This is a genomic window from Flexivirga sp. G2, from assembly GCF_055397625.1.
Map to the genome: position 1 here is coordinate 3,469,836 of NZ_AP039675.1, position 17,734 is coordinate 3,487,569.

The following is a 17,734-nucleotide window of genomic DNA, read 5'->3' on the forward strand; positions in this document are numbered from 1 at the left end:
GGCAACACGCCACCTCGGATTCATCACCCGGCCAGTTCAGGTCGGGAGCGTTGCCGACGTGCGAGTTGCCATCGTCACCGAGTCGTTCCTCCCGACCTTCAACGGAGTGACCACGAGCGTGTGTCACATCCTCGATCGCCTGGCCTCGGCCGGGCATGAGGCGCTCGTCGTGTGCCCCGGCCCCGCGCCGGCGACATACGGGGAGTTCCCGGTGCAGACCGTCCGCGGGGTGACCGTCCGCGGCTTCCGGGTCGGGCTGCCCACGGTCGACCTAACCCGGCAGCTGCGTGACTGGCAGCCGGACATCGTCCACGCGGCATCGCCGTTCGGGCTGGGCGAGCGCGGGCTCGCCGCCGCGCACGAACTCGGCCTGCCGAGCGTCGCGATCTTCCAGACCGACATGTCCACCTACCTCGCGCAGCACGCCGGCGGGCTGCGTGGTCCGGTCGGTCGCCTCACCTGGCGGTGGCTGCGACACGTCCACTCACTCGCCGATCTCACGCTCGCACCGAGCTCGGAAACGCTGAACGCCCTTGCGGAGAACGGCATTCCGCGGACCGCACGGTGGGCACGCGGGGTCGACGCCGAGATGTTCCACCCCCGGCACCGTGACTCCGCCCAGACCCGTGAACTGCGGGAACGGCTCGCGCCGAACGGCGAGACGATCGCCGGGTATGTCGGCCGGCTGGCACCAGAGAAGGAACTCGAGCGCCTGCAGGAGATCGCCGACCTGCCCGGGTTGTCGCTGGTGCTCGTCGGCGACGGCCCGTCCCGCACCCGGTTGGAGCGGCTGCTGCCGCGGGCGACGTTCCTCGGCTACCGCGAAGGACTCGAACTTGCGAGTGGTTATGCGGCATTCGACATGTTCGTGCACACCGGCAGCCACGAGACGTTCGGCCAGACCCTGCAGGAAGCGATGGCCACCGGCCTGCCGGTCGTGGCACCGGCCGCCGGCGGACCGCTGGACATCGTGCGCCCCGGAGTCACCGGTCTGCTCTTCGAACCGTCGCGTCCCGGCTCGCTGCGGGAGACCGTCGGTGGCCTCGCTGCCGATCCGGCGATGCGGGACCGCATGGGTCGCAGCGGCCGCGCCCGGGTCGAGCACCTGTCCTGGTCGGCCGTGGTCGACGAGCTGATTGGCATCTACGCGGAGGTGTTGCGCCCGGTCACCGGACGGCACGCCGCCTGACGTGGTTGTCCGCCGTACCCATCCCTCCCCTGGGTAGGGATCGGTACGCCCGCACCCGCCCCGCCGTACCCAAGCCTCCCCAGGGTAGGGATCGGTACGCCCGCACCCGCCCCGCCGTACCCAACTCTCCCCAGGGCAGAGATCGGTACGCCCGCACCCACCCCGCCGTACCCAACTCTCCCCAGGGCAGAGATCGGTACGCCCGCACCCACCCCGCCGTACCCAACTCTCCCCAGGGCAGAGATCGGTACGCCCGCACCCACCCCGGCCGTACCGAACCTGACCCTGGGGAGACTTCGGTACACCCCTTCGGGTCCGCGGCCGAAGCGCACCTGTGGATAACGTTCCGCATGGTTCTGCGGCGGCAGTCATCCTGTGAGGATGTCCGAGCAGTTCGATCCACGCGTTCCGTTCCGCCGCGCGGTGGGTTTCCAACACGGCCTCGGCCGAAGAGCGTTGCAGGGCAACGCTTTCCGCCAATTGCACCGAGGGTGTTATGTCGCCGCAGAGACGGCGACGCACTTCGACACCCGCGTACGTGCTGCGCTCGAAATGGTGCCCGGCGCCTACGGCCTGAGCCACCAGAGCGCTGTGACCTGGTGCGGCGGAACGGCGTCCGACACTCCCGACATACACCTGGCAGTCCCCCATCGGCTCCGCTGTGACCTCCCGGGAATCCGCACACACCGCTACCGCACCCCGCCGATGCTGTGGACCCGACGTGGCGTGAAGGTCACTGCCCCGCCGCAGACCTTCGTCGACCTCGCAGCGTCTTCGGACCTCGTCGAACTGGTGGTGGCGGGAGACTCGCTCGTACGGCGAACCCCTGTCACCCCAACAGAATTGGCCGCGTTCGCTCGACAAGCGCACTCCAACGGTGTCGGTCGCGCGCGCCGGGCGGCGGCCCTGGTCCGTTCCAACGTCGACTCCGCCCAGGAGACCCGCTCGCGCATGCTGATCGTGCTCGCCGGTTTACCGGAACCGACAGTCGACCTGCGTTTCCACTCCGAGGAGGGCGTCCTCTTGCGGCGCATGGACATGGGATACGAGGACGCGAAACTCGCCGTGGAGTACGACGGACGTCACCACATCCAGCGGAAGGCCCAGTGGGCCCGCGATCTCGAACGCCGCGAATATTTCGAAGGTCTCGGATGGCGTTTCATCATCCTGATAGCTCCGGACATCTGGACCACGCCCGGCAACACCATCCAGCGGGTCAGCGGCGGTCTGGCCGAGCGCGGCGTCCCGTTGCCGCGATTGAAGGACGAATGGCGACTCCACTTTCGGGACCGCGACGGGCTCGACTACGCGTCTGCCTGAGCCCAGCTCTCCCGTGGGGAGACTTCGGGTACGCGCCGCCCGGCATACCCGTACCCAGCCCTCCACTGGGGAGACTTCGGCACGCACAGCACGCCACACCCGGACCCAGCCCTCCACTGGGGAGACTTCGGCACGCACCACCCGCCATACCCGTACCCAGCCCTCCACTGGGGAAACTTTGGGCACGCACCACCCGCCATACCCGTACCCAGCTCTCCCCTGGGGAAACTTCGGGCACGCACCACCCGCCATACCCGGACCCAGCTCTCCCCTGGGGAAACTTCGGGCACGCACAGCACGCCACACGCCGTACCCATCCCTCCCCTGGGGAGACTTCGGTACGCGACACAAAGGGCCGGACGGGAGATTTCCCGACCGGCCCTTCTGCTGTATGACGAAACCCGCGTCAGTGCTTGGCCTTCAGGAAGTCGCGGTTCAACTGGCTGATGACGTCCAGCGGGATCTCCTTGGGGCAGGCAGCCGAGCACTCGCCGAGGTTCTGGCAGCCGCCGAAGTCCTCCGCGTCGTGCTGGTTGAGCATCTTGACCACGCGGGCGTCGCGCTCGGCCTGACCCTGCGGCAGCTCACCGAGGTGGGTGATCTTGGCGCCGAGGAAGAGCATGCCGGAGGCGTTCGGGCACGCGGCGACGCAGGCGCCGCAACCGATGCAGGTCGCGGTGTCGAAGGCACGGTCGGCCTTCTCCTTGCGCACCTGCAAGTTGTTGGCCTCGGGCGCCGCACCGGTGTTGACCGAGATGTAGCCGCCCGCCTGGATGACCCGGTCGAATGCCGAACGGTCGACGATCAGGTCGCGGACCGGCGGGAACGCCTGGGCGCGCCACGGCTCGATGGTGATCGTCTCGCCGTCGGTGAACGAGCGCATGTGCAGTTGGCAGGTCGTGGTGACCTCGGGGCCATGCGCCTCGCCGTTGATCATCAGCGAGCACATACCGCAGATGCCTTCACGGCAGTCCGAGTCGAAGGCCACGGGCTCCTCGCCCTTGCCGATGAGCTCCTCGTTCAGGACGTCGAGCATCTCCAGGAACGACATGTCCTCCGAGATGCCGCTGACCGGGTAGGTGACGAGGCGACCTGCGTCGTTGGGGCCGTCCTGGCGCCAGATCTTCAGTGTCAGGTTCATTACTTGTAGCTCCGCTGCTTCAGCTCGATGAAGTTGTAGACCAGGTCTTCCTTGTGCAGGACGGGCGGCGCAAGGACGTTGTCGTCATCGCCGCCGAACTCCCAGCCCGCGACGTACGCGAACTGCTCGTCGTCACGCAGTGCCTCGCCGTCCTCGGTCTGGCTCTCCGCCCGGAAGTGCCCACCGCAGGATTCGCGACGGTGCAGGGCGTCGATGCACATCAGCTCGCCGAGCTCGAGGAAGTCGGCGACGCGGCCGGCCTTCTCCAGCGACTGGTTGAGCGAGTCGGCCGTGCCGAGCACACGCACGTTGCGCCAGAACTCCGCGCGCAGCGAACGAATCAGGTCGATCGCCTTGCGCAGTCCCTCCTCGGTGCGCTCCATGCCGCAGTACTCCCACATGATGTGGCCGAGCTCGCGGTGGAAGGAGTCGACGGTCCGCTCGCCGTTGATCGACAACAGGGTGTCGATGCGCTGCTGGACGGACTGCTGCGCCTCGAGCACCTCGGGCGCATCCTCGGCGACGGGCTCGTAGGGACCCGAGGCGAGGTAGTTGCGGATGGTGTTGGGCAACACGAAGTAGCCGTCGGCCAGGCACTGCATCAGCGACGACGCGCCGAGCCGGTTCGCACCGTGATCGGAGAAGTTCGCCTCGCCCACGGCATACAGACCGGGGATGGAGGTCTCCAGGTCGTAGTCGACCCAGAGGCCGCCCATCGTGTAATGCACCGCCGGGTAGATGCGCATCGGCACCTCACGCGGGTCGTCACCGGTGATCCGCTGGTACATGTCGAAGAGGTTGCCGTACTTGGCGTCGATCGCCTCGCGGCTCATGCGCGACAGCGCGTCGGAGAAGTCGAGGTAGACGCCGCGGCGGAAGTCGCCGACGATCGGGCCGACACCGCGGCCCTCGTCGCACATGTACTTCGCCTGACGGCTGGCGATGTCGCGCGGCACCAGGTTGCCGAACGCAGGGTAGATCCGCTCCAGGTAGTAGTCGCGGTCCTCCTCCGGGATCTGGCGCGGGTCCTTCTCGACGTCGTCCTTGCTCTTGGGCACCCAGATGCGGCCGTCGTTGCGCAACGACTCACTCATCAGCGTCAGCTTGCTCTGGTGCTCACCGGAGACCGGGATGCAGGTCGGGTGGATCTGCGTGTAGCACGGGTTGGCGAAGTGCGCGCCCTTGCGGTGCGCCCGCCACGTGGCCGTGACGTTGCAGCCCATCGCGTTGGTCGACAGGAAGAACACGTTGCCGTAGCCACCGGAGGCGAGGACGACGGCGTCGGCCAGGTGCGTCTCGATCTCGCCGGTGACCATGTCGCGGGCGATGATGCCGCGCGCCTTGCCGTCGACGACGATGACCTCGAGCATCTCGTGGCGGGTGAACTGCTCGACGGTGCCGGCCGCGACCTGTCGCTCCATGGCCTGGTAGGCGCCGATCAGCAACTGCTGACCGGTTTGGCCGCGGGCGTAGAAGGTACGGGCGACCTGGACACCACCGAAGGAGCGGTTGTCCAGCAGGCCGCCGTAGTCCCGGGCGAAGGGCACACCCTGCGCGGTGCACTGGTCGATGATGTTGGTGCTGACCTCGGACAGTCGGTAGACGTTGTCCTCGCGGGACCGGTAGTCGCCACCCTTGACCGTGTCGTAGAACAACCGGTAGGTCGAGTCGCCGTCGTCGTTGTAGTTCTTGGCGGCGTTGATGCCACCCTGCGCCGCGATCGAGTGGGCGCGACGCGGACTGTCCTGGTAGCAGAACGATTTCACGTGGTAGCCGGCTTCACCGAGGGTGGCTGCCGCGGATGCGCCGGCCAGTCCGGTGCCCACGATGATCACCGACAGCTTGCGGCGGTTGGCCGGGTTGACCAGCTTGTTCTCGAACTTCGCCTTGGTCCACTTCTCGTCGATGGGACCAGCGGGAGCCTTGGTGTCCTTGATCGGGTCGCCGAGGCGGTAGAGGTTGTCGATCAGGTCGGAGGTGTGTTCAGGCATCTGGCAGTCCTTACTTGATTCCGCCGAAGGCGATGGCGAGCGGCGGGATGACGAAGCCGACGGCGACGATCAGGGCGACCACGATGCCGACGGTCTTGGCGATCGAGCGGGCGCGGGGCGTCGAGGTGAACCCGAGGGTCTGCGACGCGCTCCAGATGCCGTGGTGCAGGTGCATGCCGAGGGCGAACATCGCCAGCACGTAGATGACGGTCACCCACCACACGTTGAAGCTGTGCACGACCAGCTCGTAGGGGTCGTTGGTGATCGCCGCGCTGTTGCCGCCGCTGCCGACGTTGAACTTCACGATGGTGAACTCCAGCAGGTGCCAGATCAGGAAGAGCAGCAGGAACAGGCCGCCCCAACGCATCCACTTGCTCGAGAACGACTGGGCCACGGACTTCTTCACGGCATATCGCTGCGGGCGCGCCGCCTTGGCCCGCTTCCAGAGCACCACCGCGCTGTAGACGTGCAGCACGACGCTGATGCCGAGCACGATCTCCATGATGGTGAGGAAGCCGTGCCGCGGCAGCATCGGCTCACCGATGGTGCGCAGGTGCTCGGAATACTCGTTGAAGGCCAGATGGCCGTCGAACAGCTTGTAGAGATTGCCGTACATGTGGGCAATCACGAAAAGCACGAAGATGACGCCGGTCACAGCCATCAGCGATTTGAGGAAGATCGTGCTTCCTGCCTTGCCGGTGCGGACTCGAGGCGGCTTGGAGACGGTTGAGGTTGCCACGGGCTTCAGGTTACGCCGCAAAGTACCTTGACATCGAAATAAGGTTCACCTAAGCGCCAGAGAGCCGCCAGGCGAGCACCGAACGCCATACCTGATCGTCGCCGTGCTCGTAGAGATCGAAGCCCTCGACGGTGAAACTGCGGTCGTATGACGACAGCTCGGCGAACGCACGATCCAGCGCGCCGTCCGCCACACCGTGCGCGATCGTCACGTGCGGGTGATACGGGAAGACCAGGGTGCGTTCCACCGGGCCGGACCGGACAGCGCCCTCCAACTGCTCGCAACTGGCGATGCCCTCGGCCACCGCGACGAACACGACGGGCGAGATGGGCCGGAAGGTGCCGGTGCCGCGCAGCGTCATCCGGAACGGCGCGACTCCGGCGGCGACGGTCGCCAGGTGTGCGCGCAACGCCTCCTCGGCGTCCGGCTCGACCGGAGTCGGGGGCATCAACGTGACGTGCGGCGGCACGGCGTGCGCCAACGGGTCACCGGCGTCGACGCGAGCGCGCTGCAGCTCCTCCGCGAACGGCGGTGGGATCGGGATCGAGACACCGATCGTCTTCATCAGCGAGCAGCCCCCGCAGGGATGAATCCGACTGCGGCGTAAGCACGTTCGAGCACGACCGAGGCGACGGACCGAGCACGCTCGGCGCCGCGGGCGAGGATGCGATCCAGCTCCGCCGGGTCGGCAAGCAACTCCTCGACGCGCTGCTTGAACGGTGCCTGCACCTCGGCGACGAGGGCGGCGACGTCCGTCTTCAGCGCGCCGTACTTGTTCTCGCCGGCGTAGCGCTCGACCAGCGCTTCGATCGAGTCGTTGGACAAGGCCGAATGGATGCGCAGCAGGTTGGCGATGCCGGGCTTGGCCTCGACGTCGTAGCGGACCTCGTTGTCGGTGTCGGTCACCGCGGACTTGATCTTCTTGGTGTTGACCTTCACCTCGTCGAGCATCATCAGGTTGCCGTTCTGGTTGTCCGCCGACTTGCTCATCTTGGCGGTCGGCTCCTGCAACGACATGATCTTCGCGGTTCCCGACGGGATGTGGCCCTCCGGTACGACGAACGTCTTCCCGTAGCGGGAGTTGAACCGCTGGGCCAGGTCCCGGGTCAGCTCCAGGTGCTGACGCTGGTCCTCACCGACCGGGACGGACGTGGCGTCATACAGCAGGATGTCGGCCGCCATCAGCATCGGGTAGGTGAACAGCCCGACGTTGGTGCCGTCGGTGCCGCGCTTGGCGGACTTGTCCTTGAACTGCGTCATCCGGGCCGCCTCGCCATACCCGGTGATGCAGTTGAGGACCCAGGCGAGCTGCGCGTGCTCGGGCACGTGAGACTGCACGAACACGGTCGAGGTGTCCGGGTCGATGCCCCCGGCGAGGTATTGCGCCGCGGTCACCCGGGTGCGCCGCCGCAGTTCCTCCGGCTCGGGGTTGACGGTCAACGCGTGCTGGTCGACGACACAGAAGAAGGCGTCGAAATCCTGCTGCATGCGCACCCAATTGACTTGCGCGCCCAGGTAATTGCCCAGGTGCAGGGAGTCATGCGTGGGCTGCATACCGGACAGGATCCGCGGGGTGATCCGGGGGGCATCACTGCTGGGCGGGGTCGTGGGCGCTGTGTCGCTCATGGACGTACGTGCTCGCTTTCGTTGCACTGAGGCTTGACTCACTCGAACCGGATCGCGGCACAGTCTCTCACTCCCGGGCGAACGGAACAGCGGTCGGCCGTCCCGACCTGCGCGGGACGGTGCGGAACACCCGGTGTTTGATTGTGTTTAGAATCTTTTGGTTCGACTCTGCAGGAGGGGACCTGTCTCGTCGAGAGGAGATCGCGATGTTGGCCCGCCAGCGCCAGGAGCTCATCGCGCGCGCCGTGGAGGAGCACGGCGGGATCCGGGTGTCGGAGTTGGTCGCCGAGCTCAACGTCAGCGACATGACGATCCGGCGCGACATCGAGACACTGGCCCGCAAGGGCGTGGTGCGCAAGGTCCACGGCGGGGCGACCCGCGCCGACCGCAGCGCGGACGAGCCGGGGTTCACCGCCAAGTCCGAGATGAATCCGCTGCAGAAGGCGGAGATCGCCCGCATGACCGCGAGCCTGATCTCCCCCGGCTCCTCGGTCGCCATCTCGGCCGGCACCACGGCGTACGCCGTGGCCCAGGAGTTGCGCGACGTCAAGCGACTCACCGTCGTGACGAACTCCCCTCCCGTGGCCGAACTGCTCTTCGACCCGGACGAGACCTCTCGCATGGTGGTGCTCACCGGCGGGGTCCGCACGCTGTCGGATGCGCTCGTCGGGCCGGTCGCCAACGAGATGCTCGCATCGGTGCACGTGGACACCCTGATCCTCGGAGTTCACGGGATCGACATCGCCGCCGGACTCACGACACCCAATCTGCAAGAGGCACAGACCAATCGGGCGCTCATCAAACCCGCGAAGCGCGTCGTCGTCGTTGCAGACCACACCAAGTGGGGCATCGTCGGCCTGTTGACCATCGCCACGCTGGACAAGGTCGACACGTTGGTCACCGACGCCGAGTTGGACGAGGACGCCCGGCGCGAACTCGGCAGACGGGACATCAATCTGGTGATCGCCGCACGGGACGACGCGGCACCCACCGCCGACTGAATCGTCAGCGCTTGGCCGGGACCTTCACCCGCCATACCTCGAAGATGTGCTTGCTGTGCTGCTCGCCCGCGTAGCTTCCGGAGGTCACGTTGAGTCGCGGGTTGCGCGCGGCGACGGCCTGCTGTGACGCGGGGTCGGTCACGAGCATCACGAACCCGACCTGGTCCGGCCCGAGGTAGCTGTCCTCGAAGATCAGGTCACCCGGTCGCTCATCACCCGGCTTGACCCGCGTGCCGTGTCCGGCAGCCAGCCAATCCCGTTGCTGCCGTGTCGATCTCGGGATCCAGACGCCCGCCTTGCCGTATGCCGCCTGCACGAATGCCGAGCTGTCCCACTCCTCCGGACCGTCGGCGCCGAACCGGAAACGGTGCCCGACCTGACCCTGTGCCCACGTCACGGCGCTCGCGGCCTGCCGGGTTGCTGCCGTGACCGGGCCGCTGGTGCAGGCGACGCCGCCGGACCGCCCGGCGTACTGGGCGGCGTAGTACAGGACATCGTTGACGTACCAGTCCGCGTGGTTGTAGGAGTACAGCGCCTTGCGCACACCGGCCGCTCCCTCCGAGGCACCCCACGCCCGTAGCGCGTTGGCGGCGGAGTAGACGCTGTCGGCCTTGTCGTGGATGTCGACCTTTCCATCGCCGTTGCCGTCCACGCCGTAGCGCGCGAACGTGCTCGGCAGGAACTGCATGACGCCCTTCGCCCCGGCGGTCGAGGTGTGGTCGACGCGGCCCTGCGCCGTCTCCTCCATGCCGACGCCGGCGAGCAGGGGCCACGGCACGCCATACTTCTGGCTGGCCGTCTGGTAGAGGTTCATCAGGTCGCTGGGCACCGGCAGCGCGACACCCTTCAGAGTCTGCTTGCGGGGCGAACCCGCTGCCGGCAGACCGAAACCCGTCGAGGTGGCAGGTGCGGGTGCCCGACCCGTGAGCGGCGCACCGCGCGACTTCATGAACGGCACCGGGTTGACCGGTTTGCCGTCGACGTGCACCTCGAAGTGCAGGTGCGGACCGGTGCTGGCGCCCGTCGACCCCTCCTGGCCGAGGATCTGGCCGGCTCGGACCGTGGTGCCCGGCTTCAGGCCGTCGGCGATGCGGGCCATGTGCCCGTAGAGGGTCTGCACCCCGCCGGCGTGCTGCAGGGTGACCTCGTTGCCGAGACCGCCGTACGGACCGGAGCGGACGACGGTGCCGGCATCCGCCGCGACCACCGGTCCCGGACCGGGCAACATCGCCAGGTCGACACCGGCATGCAACCGGTAGGAATGCGAGATCGGGTCGGTCCGGTCACCGAACGGTGAGGTGATCGCGTACTGCTGCGCGACAGGTGCGCGCCAACCCGCCGAACCGATGACGCAGTTGCCACTGGTGGAACCGGCGGCCATCGCGGGCGCGACAGGCAACACAACGGCGAGCGCTGCCGCTGGGATGATCGCGACGGGTGACAACCACGAGCGGCGACCGCCCGGCCCAGCCTGCATGGTGACTCGCTTTCTTCCTCCCCGAGATCACGATCATAAGAGGATGCGCCGCGCCACGGCCAGACCTTTCGTCGGCTGATTAGCATCGGTCGGGTGAACGAAGATCCGGCCGCCACGCCCACCGACCGCAGCGATCAGACTGCCACCCCGTCGCCCACCGATGTCCTGGTTCGTCGCTCGCACACGCTCGACACCGCGTCCGGGCGGCTCTCCTACACCAGCGAATCGGGCACCGTCGTGCTTTACGCCGACGAGCTGAAGGACGGGGTATGGCGGGGCCGCAAACCCGTGGCGGAGGTGGCCGTCACGGCATACACGATGGACGACGCCGACCCCCGCGAGCGACCGGTCACCTTCGCCTTCAACGGCGGTCCGGGCAGTTCCAGCCTGTGGCTGCACATGGGGCTGCTGGGCCCGCGCCTGGTGGACATGGGTGACGCGGGCGAGCTCGCGCCGCCGCCGTACGGCCTGGTCGACAATCCCGAAACCCTTTTGGCCACAACCGATCTGGTCTTCATCGACCCGGTCTCGACCGGCTTGTCGCGAGTGGTGTCGGGCGAGAAGCCGAAGGACTTCCATGGCTTCACCCCGGACATCGAGTCCGTCGCGGAAGTCATCCGGTCGTGGGTCACGCGCAACAACCGCTGGCTCTCCGCGAAGTTCCTGGCCGGTGAGTCCTACGGCACCACGCGTGCGGCGGGCCTGGCGCAGCACCTGCAGGAGAAGTTCGGGATGTACCTGAACGGCCTGATGCTGATCAGCAGTGTGCTCGACTTCGGCACGGCCAATTTCGAGAAGGGCAACGACCGCGCGCACGCGCTCTACCTGCCCTTCTACGCAGCGGTCGCGCACTTCCACGGCAAGCACGAGGGGCGCACCCTTCGCGAGGTGCTCGACGAGGCCGAGGAGTATGCCGCACGGGACTACCCATGGGCATTGTCCCGTGGCAACCGGCTCACCGAAACCGAACGCGCAGAGGCTATTTCGCGAGTGGCCGCATTGACCGGCCTGTCCGAGGGCTACGTCGACCGGGCCGACCTGCGGATCGAGCACTGGCGCTTCTTCGGCGAATTGCTGCGCGATCAGGGGCTGACGGTCGGCCGGCTCGACGCCCGGTTCACCGGCCCGGCCGCGAGCCGGATCGCAGAGGAGATGGACGCGGATCCGTCGATGGACGCGATCACCGGGCCCTACGCCGCGGCTTTCCAGCACTACCTCGGCACGGAGCTCGGGGTCACCAGCGACCAGGTCTTCCGGATCATCAGCGAGGACGTCAGCCGGGAATGGAGCTTCAAGGAATTCGAGAACTCCGCCGTCTACGTGATCGACCGGCTGTCCCGTGCCATGCGCCAGAACCCACATCTGGCAGTGCATTTCGCCTACGGCTACTACGACGGCGCAACGCCGTACTACTGCGCCATGGACGACGTCGCACGGCTGGCGCCGACACTGCTCCCCCGGCTCGAGCACCACTTCTACGAGTCGGGGCACATGACGTACGTGCATCAGCCCACGCGCGTGCAGCAGAGTGCCGATCTGGCCGACTTCGTGCGACGGCACAGCGGCATGGTTCGATGAGGCGGCTGCGCCGGCAGCATCGCGGATGTTCGACGAAAGGTGAGGTCTCGTGACCGATCGACGGGTTCTGGTCACCGGCGGCGCCGGGTTCATCGGATCGCACTTGGTGGAGCGGCTCCTCGAACGTGGTGACGAGGTGCTGGTCGCCGACAACTTCTACTCCGGAATGCGCTCCAATGTGCATCATCTGCTGGCCAATCCGGCGTTCGAGTTGATCCGGCACGACGTGACGTTCCCCTTGTATGTCGAGGTCGACGAGATCTTCCATCTTGCCTGCCCCGCGAGTCCGGTCTACTACCAACGGGATCCGGTCCAAACCACCAAGACGAGCGTGCACGGCTCGATCAACATGCTCGGCCTCGCCAAGCGGACCGGCGCCAAGATCCTGTTGACGTCCACCTCGGAGGTCTACGGAGACCCCGGGGTCCATCCCCAACCGGAGGACTACTGGGGGCACGTCAACCCGATCGGCATCCGCTCCTGTTACGACGAGGGCAAACGGTGCGCGGAGACGCTCTTCTTCGACTACCGCCGCCAGCACGACCTGCCGATCAAGGTGGCGCGTCTGTTCAACACCTACGGCCCGCGAATGCGACCGGACGACGGTCGCGTCGTCTCGAACTTCATCATGCTGGCGCTGCGCGGGGAACCCATCACGATCTACGGTGACGGCCGGCAGACCCGTTCGTTCTGCTTCGTCGACGACATGGTCCGTGGCCTGCTCACGCTCATGGACTCGGACCCGTCATTCACCGGACCGGTGAACCTGGGCAACACCGGCGAGTTCACGATGCTCGAGCTGGCGCAACTGGTCGTGGAGATCACCGGCAGCAACTCGCCCATCGTGCACGAGCCACTGCCACAGGACGACCCCGCGCGACGTCGGCCGGACATCGCTCTCGCGAAGGAGGCGCTCGGTTGGGAGCCGACCACGGCCCTGGCCGAGGGGCTCGCTCGAACGATCGAGCACTTCCGAACGTCCGAGAACCTCTGAGGTCGCGCGAGGTTCAGCTCTGCGGAGCGAACTCGTCGACCAGTGGAACGACGTCGGCGATGGACTCGACGACGCGGGTGGGTACGAACGGATGCCGGGCGACCTGCTCCTGCGTCGTGGAGCCGGTGAGCACCAGGATCGTCCGCAGGCCGGCCTCGAGCCCACTGACCACGTCCGTGTCCATCCGGTCACCGATCATGACGGTGGTCTCGGAGTGGGCCTCGATGCGGTTGAGCGCACTGCGCATCATCAGCGGGTTCGGCTTGCCGACGTAGTAGGGCTCGACGCCGGTGGCCCTGGTGATGAGCGCGGCGATCGCCCCGGTCGCGGGCATCAGTCCGTCCGGCGACGGTCCGCTCGGGTCGGGGTTCGTGGCGATGAAGCGGGCGCCGCCGGCGACCAGTCGGATGGCACGAGTGATGGCTTCGAACGAATAGGTGCGGGTCTCCCCCAGCACCACGTAGTCCGGATCCCGCGAAGTCATGATGTAACCGATGTCGTGCAGCGCCGTCGTCAGCCCCGATTCGCCGAGCACGTAGGCGGATCCGTTGGGTCGCTGGTCGTCCAGGAACTGCGCGGTGGCGAGGGCGGACGTCCAGATCGCCGCCTCCGGGATGTCGATCCCGCTGGCGTGCAAGCGTGCTCGCAGGTCACGCGGCGTGTAGATCGAGTTGTTCGTGAGCACCAGGAAGCGCAGTCCCAGCGCCTGCAACCGGCCCAGGAACTCCGCGGCGCCAGGTATGGCGCGCTCCTCGTGCACCAGGACACCGTCCATGTCGGTCAGCCACGTCCGGACCTCTTTGCGCTCGGTCATGCCGTCAGTATTGCGGGTCGTCGTCCGGGAGTGGTCCCTACCCGGCCGACAGGGCCGCGCCGGCACGGTAGTGAGCGCTGACCGCAGCAGCGGAGAGCGCCGACCGGTAGAGCGCGGCCCACTGCACACCACCCTGGAAGTAGTTGCCGGCCGACTTCTGTTGCCAACCCGCGAGGGTGTCGTATCCGATGCGCCAGTACGCGGCGGCCAATGCCTGACCCGTGGCCGTGTCGGAGCTGCGGAGCTGGCCGTCGACATACAACTGCTTCGTCCCGCCGTTGTAGACCGCCACCACTTGATGCCAGCCGCCGTCGGCGTAGTTGGTGCCGGCCGACGTGAGGAGTTCGTCCTTGGCTGCTCCCGAGCCGGTCGCGAAGTCGAGTCGCCCCGTGTCCGTGACGAAGACCTGCAGCGCGGTGTTCGACGACGTGCTGGTGCCCAGCAGCCCGCCGTCGCTGTCGCCGAACCCCACCAGCTGACCACCCTTCACGCTTGTCTGGAACCACACCTCCTGACTCACGATGCTCGTCCCGGTGAGGCCGGTCGTGCCGGCCGTGCTGACCCACCGAGCGGCGAGACCCAGCAGCCCGGGCGACGCGGTGTAGTAGCTGAGCGGATCCCGGAGGCAGCCACCACCGGTCTGGAACCCGCTGCCGAGCACACTGCCGATGAACGTGGCATTGGTGCCGGCGCCCGCACTGCCCTGGTTGGTGCCGCCACCGGTGCTTGCGAGCGAATACATCCGGACGGGAGCGTCCGCCGATTCGGCTGCCTGGCAGGTCCACAACGCAGAGCGAACACTGTTGCTGTTGTTGGTGATCGATCCCGAGAATGCCGAGAAGGATCTGCCGTCCCACAGCACGAGCACCGCGGCAACCACAGCGGCCAGGACCACCACCGTCGCGGCGGGCCGCTTCGTCATACCGGCGCCCCGCCCGCCACCCGAGCCCTTCGTCCGAGCCACAACGCGGCAATGAGGGGCGCAGCACAGACGAGTATGACGGCGACCAGCCACCAACCCCTCAGATGCGGTGCAGCGTGCAGCGGCAGTCGTTGGTGCGCATCGAGATGACGCCCCTCGACCGTTCCCAGCTCGCCGGCGGACAGGTGGGCGTCCGCGCCACCCGTGGCATGCACCGCGATCGGGAAGACTCCGGTGGACACGACATTCGCCGTGGTCACGCCGTCTTCATGGCGAGCGGATGCGACCTGCACGCCGACCAGCGGATGCTGAATCACCGCGATCCCCGCGATCAGCAACGACGCACCGAGCAGCCGCAGCGCCGTACGAACCGGACCGCGGCGCAGCCGACCGGTCAAGAACCAGCCGAGTGCCGACAGGACGAGCAGATATGGCAGGGCTCGCAGCACGAATCCGATGGGCCACCAACGGGCGACGACCTTTCCGACCAGGTCGTCGTCGGTCGTGCGATAGGGATCGACGGTGCCGTTGACGTCGCCCTTGGTCCGGACGACGCCGTGCTTCACCCGCACGACGCGGTGGGTGTAGGTCGCCCCGGTGGGCGTGCGGAAGGACACGATGTCGCCGGCGTGCAGGGCACCCGCCGTCGTCGGCCGGGTCAGCACGAGGGTGCCCACCGGTGCAGCCTCACCCATGGACGCCGTCTCGATCGTCATCCAGCGCCCGCCGGTACCCCGCCATACGGCGGCGGCGAGTAGCAGCGCACCGAGCAGGACGGCAACACCGACCAGCACGGCCCGTCGGTTCACAGGCGATCTCAGGACGACATGGCCCAGGTCATGGGCTGCGAGGCGGTCAGTCCCTGGTAACCGTTGCCGAGGGAGGCCGGCAGGGACACGACGAACGTGTAGGCCTGCGTCGCCTTCGGTGCCAGTGCCGTCAAGGTCTGTGGAGTGGTCGTGAAGTTGTCCAGGGAGCCGGTGTAGATCGGTGTCCCGGTCGCTGTCGCCGCCGCATAGACGTTGAGGCTGACCTTCGAGCAGAAGTCCGTGGGCGCAGGAACACCCTGCGGTGGCGTGCCGCTCTGCGTGCAACCGGCGGCTGTCAACGTGAAGGTCTTCGGCGTGACGGTGCCCTGGTTGGTCAGCTTCACGGTCGTCGTGCTCGAACCGCCGGGGAGCAGTGACTGCCCGCCGTACTTGTTGATGGTCGCGCAGGTGGCGGCATTCGTTGTATTGCCGTCGGTGCTCAGGCAGGTGACCGAGCCGTCGGAGTTCTGCTCCTGCAGCACCAGAGAGCCGGTCGTGGTCGTGTTGACGGTGTTCTGGATGGATGCGGCGAACGCCGACAGGGTGCCAGTGGTGGCCAGTGCGAGTGCGGTGGTGCCGAGCACCCCGGCGATGACGACGGTGGGCGCGATCGGGGCGTTGGACAAACGAGAGCGGAAGGACATCAGGGCTCCTCAGGCGGTGTGTCTACGGAACGAGCTGTGCTCTGATCCACCCGCGGGCCCAGGCAAGAGGTGACCGCGCATGAACCAACGCATCACCTCCTCCCACCACATTTATTGCAAAAATCAGGACCCTGCGCAACAACCTTGTGCTCCGACGAAACAGCGCCTGTCACGAACGAGTTCGTGACAGGCGCTGTTTCGTGGCGCGTGAGTCGTGGCAAACGACCCGATTCGACTCAGGCCATGGCCTTCTGGAGGTTCTCGTCCAGCGCGGCCAGGAACTCCTCGGTGGTGAGGAACGGCTGGTCCTTGCTGATCAGCAGCGCGAGGTCCTTGGTCATCTGACCGCCCTCGACGGTCTCGATGCAGACCCGCTCGAGAGTCTCGGCGAACTGGGTGACCTCCGGGGTGCCGTCGATCTTGCCGCGGTGCGCGATGCCGCGCGTCCAGGCGAAGATCGAGGCGATCGGGTTGGTCGACGTCGCCTTGCCCTGCTGGTGCTGGCGGTAGTGCCGGGTGACCGTGCCGTGCGCGGCCTCGGCCTCGACCGTCTTGCCGTCCGGGGTCATCAGCACCGAGGTCATCAGACCCAGCGAGCCGAATCCCTGTGCGACAGTGTCGGATTGGACGTCACCGTCGTAGTTCTTGCACGCCCAGACGTAGCCGCCCTCCCACTTCATCGCGGCGGCGACCATGTCATCGATCAACCGGTGCTCGTAGCTGATTCCGGCGGCTTCGTACTGCTCCTTGAACTCGTCCTCGTAGATGCGGGCGAAGATGTCCTTGAACTGGCCGTCATACGCCTTGAGGATGGTGTTCTTGGTCGACAGGTAGCAGGGCACCTTGCGCTGCAGCGCATAGTTGAGCGACGCGCGGGCGAAGTCCTCGATGGACTTGTTGAAGTTGTACATGCCCATCGCGACGCCGCCGTCCTCGCCGTACTCCGCGACCTCGTGCACCTCGGGCTCGCCGCCGTCGGCGGGCGTGTAGGTGATGGTCACCTTGCCCGCGCCGGGGACCTTGAAGTTCTGCGACTTGTACTGGTCGGCGTGCGCGTGACGGCCGATTATGATCGGCTTGGTCCAGCCCGGCACCAGGCGCGGGACGTTCGAGATGATGATCGGCTCGCGGAAGATGACACCGCCGAGGATGTTCCGGATCGTGCCGTTCGGGCTCTTCCACATCTCCTTGAGGCCGAACTCCTCGACCCGCGCCTCGTCCGGCGTGATTGTCGCGCACTTGACGCCGACGCCGTACTCCTTGATCGCGTTCGCCGCGTCGATCGTGATCTGATCGTCGGTGGCGTCGCGGCTCTCGATGCCGAGGTCGAAGTACTTCAGGTCGACGTCGAGGTAGGGGTGGATCAGCCGGTCCTTGATGAACTGCCAGATGATGCGCGTCATCTCGTCACCGTCGAGTTCGACGATCGGGTTCTTGACCTTGATCTTCTCCATGCCTGTTTCTGGCTCCTTGCTGGGATGGTGCCGGC

General features: G+C 67.0%; 16 protein-coding genes. 5 read left to right on the forward strand and 11 right to left on the reverse strand.

Annotation, left to right across the window (positions count from 1 at the left end):
* Positions 1–58: 58 nt before the first annotated feature.
* Positions 59–1,189: a glycosyltransferase family 4 protein gene (locus tag ACZ50J_RS16820; protein WP_464298302.1), complete on the forward strand. Its 1,131-nt coding sequence runs from the start codon at positions 59–61 to the stop codon at positions 1,187–1,189.
* 381 nt (positions 1,190–1,570) lie between these two features.
* Positions 1,571–2,509 (forward strand): hypothetical protein, encoded by a 939-nt coding sequence (locus ACZ50J_RS16825; protein ID WP_464298303.1) that lies wholly within the window; start codon positions 1,571–1,573, stop codon positions 2,507–2,509.
* A gap of 406 nt (positions 2,510–2,915) precedes the next feature.
* Here ACZ50J_RS16825 and ACZ50J_RS16830 read toward each other — a convergent pair whose 3' ends face one another.
* The 5 genes from ACZ50J_RS16830 to trpS are packed head-to-tail and all read right to left on the reverse strand — an operon-like array spanning position 2,916 to position 8,006.
* Positions 2,916–3,650 (reverse strand): succinate dehydrogenase/fumarate reductase iron-sulfur subunit, encoded by a 735-nt coding sequence (locus ACZ50J_RS16830; protein ID WP_464298304.1) that lies wholly within the window; start codon positions 3,648–3,650, stop codon positions 2,916–2,918.
* A complete protein-coding gene (locus ACZ50J_RS16835) occupies positions 3,650–5,641 on the reverse strand; it encodes a fumarate reductase/succinate dehydrogenase flavoprotein subunit (protein ID WP_464298305.1) in 1,992 nt (663 codons plus the stop codon). The genes ACZ50J_RS16830 and ACZ50J_RS16835 overlap by 1 nt, the downstream gene beginning before the upstream one ends.
* Positions 5,642–5,651: 10 nt before the next feature.
* Complete coding sequence (locus ACZ50J_RS16840) at positions 5,652–6,380, reverse strand: succinate dehydrogenase cytochrome b subunit (RefSeq protein ID WP_464298306.1); 729 nt, start codon at positions 6,378–6,380, stop codon at positions 5,652–5,654.
* 49 nt (positions 6,381–6,429) lie between these two features.
* Positions 6,430–6,945 (reverse strand): 2'-5' RNA ligase family protein, encoded by a 516-nt coding sequence (locus ACZ50J_RS16845; protein ID WP_464298307.1) that lies wholly within the window; start codon positions 6,943–6,945, stop codon positions 6,430–6,432.
* A complete protein-coding gene (gene trpS, locus ACZ50J_RS16850) occupies positions 6,945–8,006 on the reverse strand; it encodes a tryptophan--tRNA ligase (RefSeq protein ID WP_464298308.1) in 1,062 nt (353 codons plus the stop codon). The genes ACZ50J_RS16845 and trpS overlap by 1 nt, the downstream gene beginning before the upstream one ends.
* A 206-nt stretch (positions 8,007–8,212) precedes the next feature.
* Between trpS and ACZ50J_RS16855 the strand changes: the two genes are divergently transcribed.
* Complete coding sequence (locus ACZ50J_RS16855; RefSeq protein WP_464298309.1) at positions 8,213–9,007, forward strand: DeoR/GlpR family DNA-binding transcription regulator; 795 nt, start codon at positions 8,213–8,215, stop codon at positions 9,005–9,007.
* 4 nt (positions 9,008–9,011) lie between these two features.
* On the opposite strand, the gene ACZ50J_RS16860 is transcribed toward ACZ50J_RS16855, so the two are convergent.
* Positions 9,012–10,484, reverse strand: a complete 1,473-nt coding sequence (locus ACZ50J_RS16860; protein ID WP_464298310.1) for a peptidoglycan DD-metalloendopeptidase family protein — start codon at positions 10,482–10,484, stop codon at positions 9,012–9,014.
* A gap of 93 nt (positions 10,485–10,577) precedes the next feature.
* Here ACZ50J_RS16860 and ACZ50J_RS16865 point away from each other — a divergent pair, with 93 nt between their 5' ends.
* Both ACZ50J_RS16865 and ACZ50J_RS16870 read left to right on the forward strand, forming a co-directional pair.
* On the forward strand, positions 10,578–12,062 hold the full coding sequence (locus ACZ50J_RS16865; RefSeq protein WP_464298311.1) for a S10 family peptidase: 1,485 nt from the start codon (positions 10,578–10,580) through the stop codon (positions 12,060–12,062).
* 49 nt (positions 12,063–12,111) lie between these two features.
* On the forward strand, positions 12,112–13,056 hold the full coding sequence (locus ACZ50J_RS16870; RefSeq protein WP_464298312.1) for a UDP-glucuronic acid decarboxylase family protein: 945 nt from the start codon (positions 12,112–12,114) through the stop codon (positions 13,054–13,056).
* A 13-nt stretch (positions 13,057–13,069) separates the two neighbouring features.
* On the opposite strand, the gene ACZ50J_RS16875 is transcribed toward ACZ50J_RS16870, so the two are convergent.
* From ACZ50J_RS16875 to ACZ50J_RS16895, 5 genes are all read right to left on the reverse strand, one after another.
* On the reverse strand, positions 13,070–13,870 hold the full coding sequence (locus ACZ50J_RS16875; RefSeq protein WP_464298313.1) for an HAD-IIA family hydrolase: 801 nt from the start codon (positions 13,868–13,870) through the stop codon (positions 13,070–13,072).
* A gap of 37 nt (positions 13,871–13,907) precedes the next feature.
* A complete protein-coding gene (locus ACZ50J_RS16880; protein WP_464298314.1) occupies positions 13,908–14,792 on the reverse strand; it encodes a LamG-like jellyroll fold domain-containing protein in 885 nt (294 codons plus the stop codon).
* The gene (locus tag ACZ50J_RS16885; protein WP_464298315.1) at positions 14,789–15,601 is read right to left on the reverse strand and encodes a S24/S26 family peptidase; all 813 of its coding nucleotides are present in this window, start codon (positions 15,599–15,601) and stop codon (positions 14,789–14,791) included. The genes ACZ50J_RS16880 and ACZ50J_RS16885 overlap by 4 nt, the downstream gene beginning before the upstream one ends.
* An 8-nt stretch (positions 15,602–15,609) precedes the next feature.
* Complete coding sequence (locus ACZ50J_RS16890; protein ID WP_464298316.1) at positions 15,610–16,245, reverse strand: hypothetical protein; 636 nt, start codon at positions 16,243–16,245, stop codon at positions 15,610–15,612.
* 236 nt (positions 16,246–16,481) lie between these two features.
* Positions 16,482–17,699, reverse strand: a complete 1,218-nt coding sequence (locus ACZ50J_RS16895; RefSeq protein WP_464298317.1) for an NADP-dependent isocitrate dehydrogenase — start codon at positions 17,697–17,699, stop codon at positions 16,482–16,484.
* Between the last annotated feature and the right edge of the window lie 35 nt (positions 17,700–17,734).

What these genes read in the sequence shown, in the direction of transcription:
- ACZ50J_RS16825 (WP_464298303.1), top strand. Translation starts at nt 1,571, where the DNA reads ATGTCCGAGCAGTTCGATCCACGCGTTCCGTTCCGCCGCGCGGTGGGT.
- ACZ50J_RS16830 (WP_464298304.1), bottom strand. Translation starts at nt 3,650, where the DNA reads ATGAACCTGACACTGAAGATCTGGCGCCAGGACGGCCCCAACGACGCA.
- ACZ50J_RS16835 (WP_464298305.1), bottom strand. Translation starts at nt 5,641, where the DNA reads ATGCCTGAACACACCTCCGACCTGATCGACAACCTCTACCGCCTCGGC.
- ACZ50J_RS16845 (WP_464298307.1), bottom strand. Translation starts at nt 6,945, where the DNA reads ATGAAGACGATCGGTGTCTCGATCCCGATCCCACCGCCGTTCGCGGAG.
- trpS (WP_464298308.1), bottom strand. Translation starts at nt 8,006, where the DNA reads ATGAGCGACACAGCGCCCACGACCCCGCCCAGCAGTGATGCCCCCCGG.
- ACZ50J_RS16855 (WP_464298309.1), top strand. Translation starts at nt 8,213, where the DNA reads ATGTTGGCCCGCCAGCGCCAGGAGCTCATCGCGCGCGCCGTGGAGGAG.
- ACZ50J_RS16860 (WP_464298310.1), bottom strand. Translation starts at nt 10,484, where the DNA reads ATGCAGGCTGGGCCGGGCGGTCGCCGCTCGTGGTTGTCACCCGTCGCG.
- ACZ50J_RS16875 (WP_464298313.1), bottom strand. Translation starts at nt 13,870, where the DNA reads ATGACCGAGCGCAAAGAGGTCCGGACGTGGCTGACCGACATGGACGGT.
- ACZ50J_RS16880 (WP_464298314.1), bottom strand. Translation starts at nt 14,792, where the DNA reads ATGACGAAGCGGCCCGCCGCGACGGTGGTGGTCCTGGCCGCTGTGGTT.
- ACZ50J_RS16890 (WP_464298316.1), bottom strand. Translation starts at nt 16,245, where the DNA reads ATGTCCTTCCGCTCTCGTTTGTCCAACGCCCCGATCGCGCCCACCGTC.
- ACZ50J_RS16895 (WP_464298317.1), bottom strand. Translation starts at nt 17,699, where the DNA reads ATGGAGAAGATCAAGGTCAAGAACCCGATCGTCGAACTCGACGGTGAC.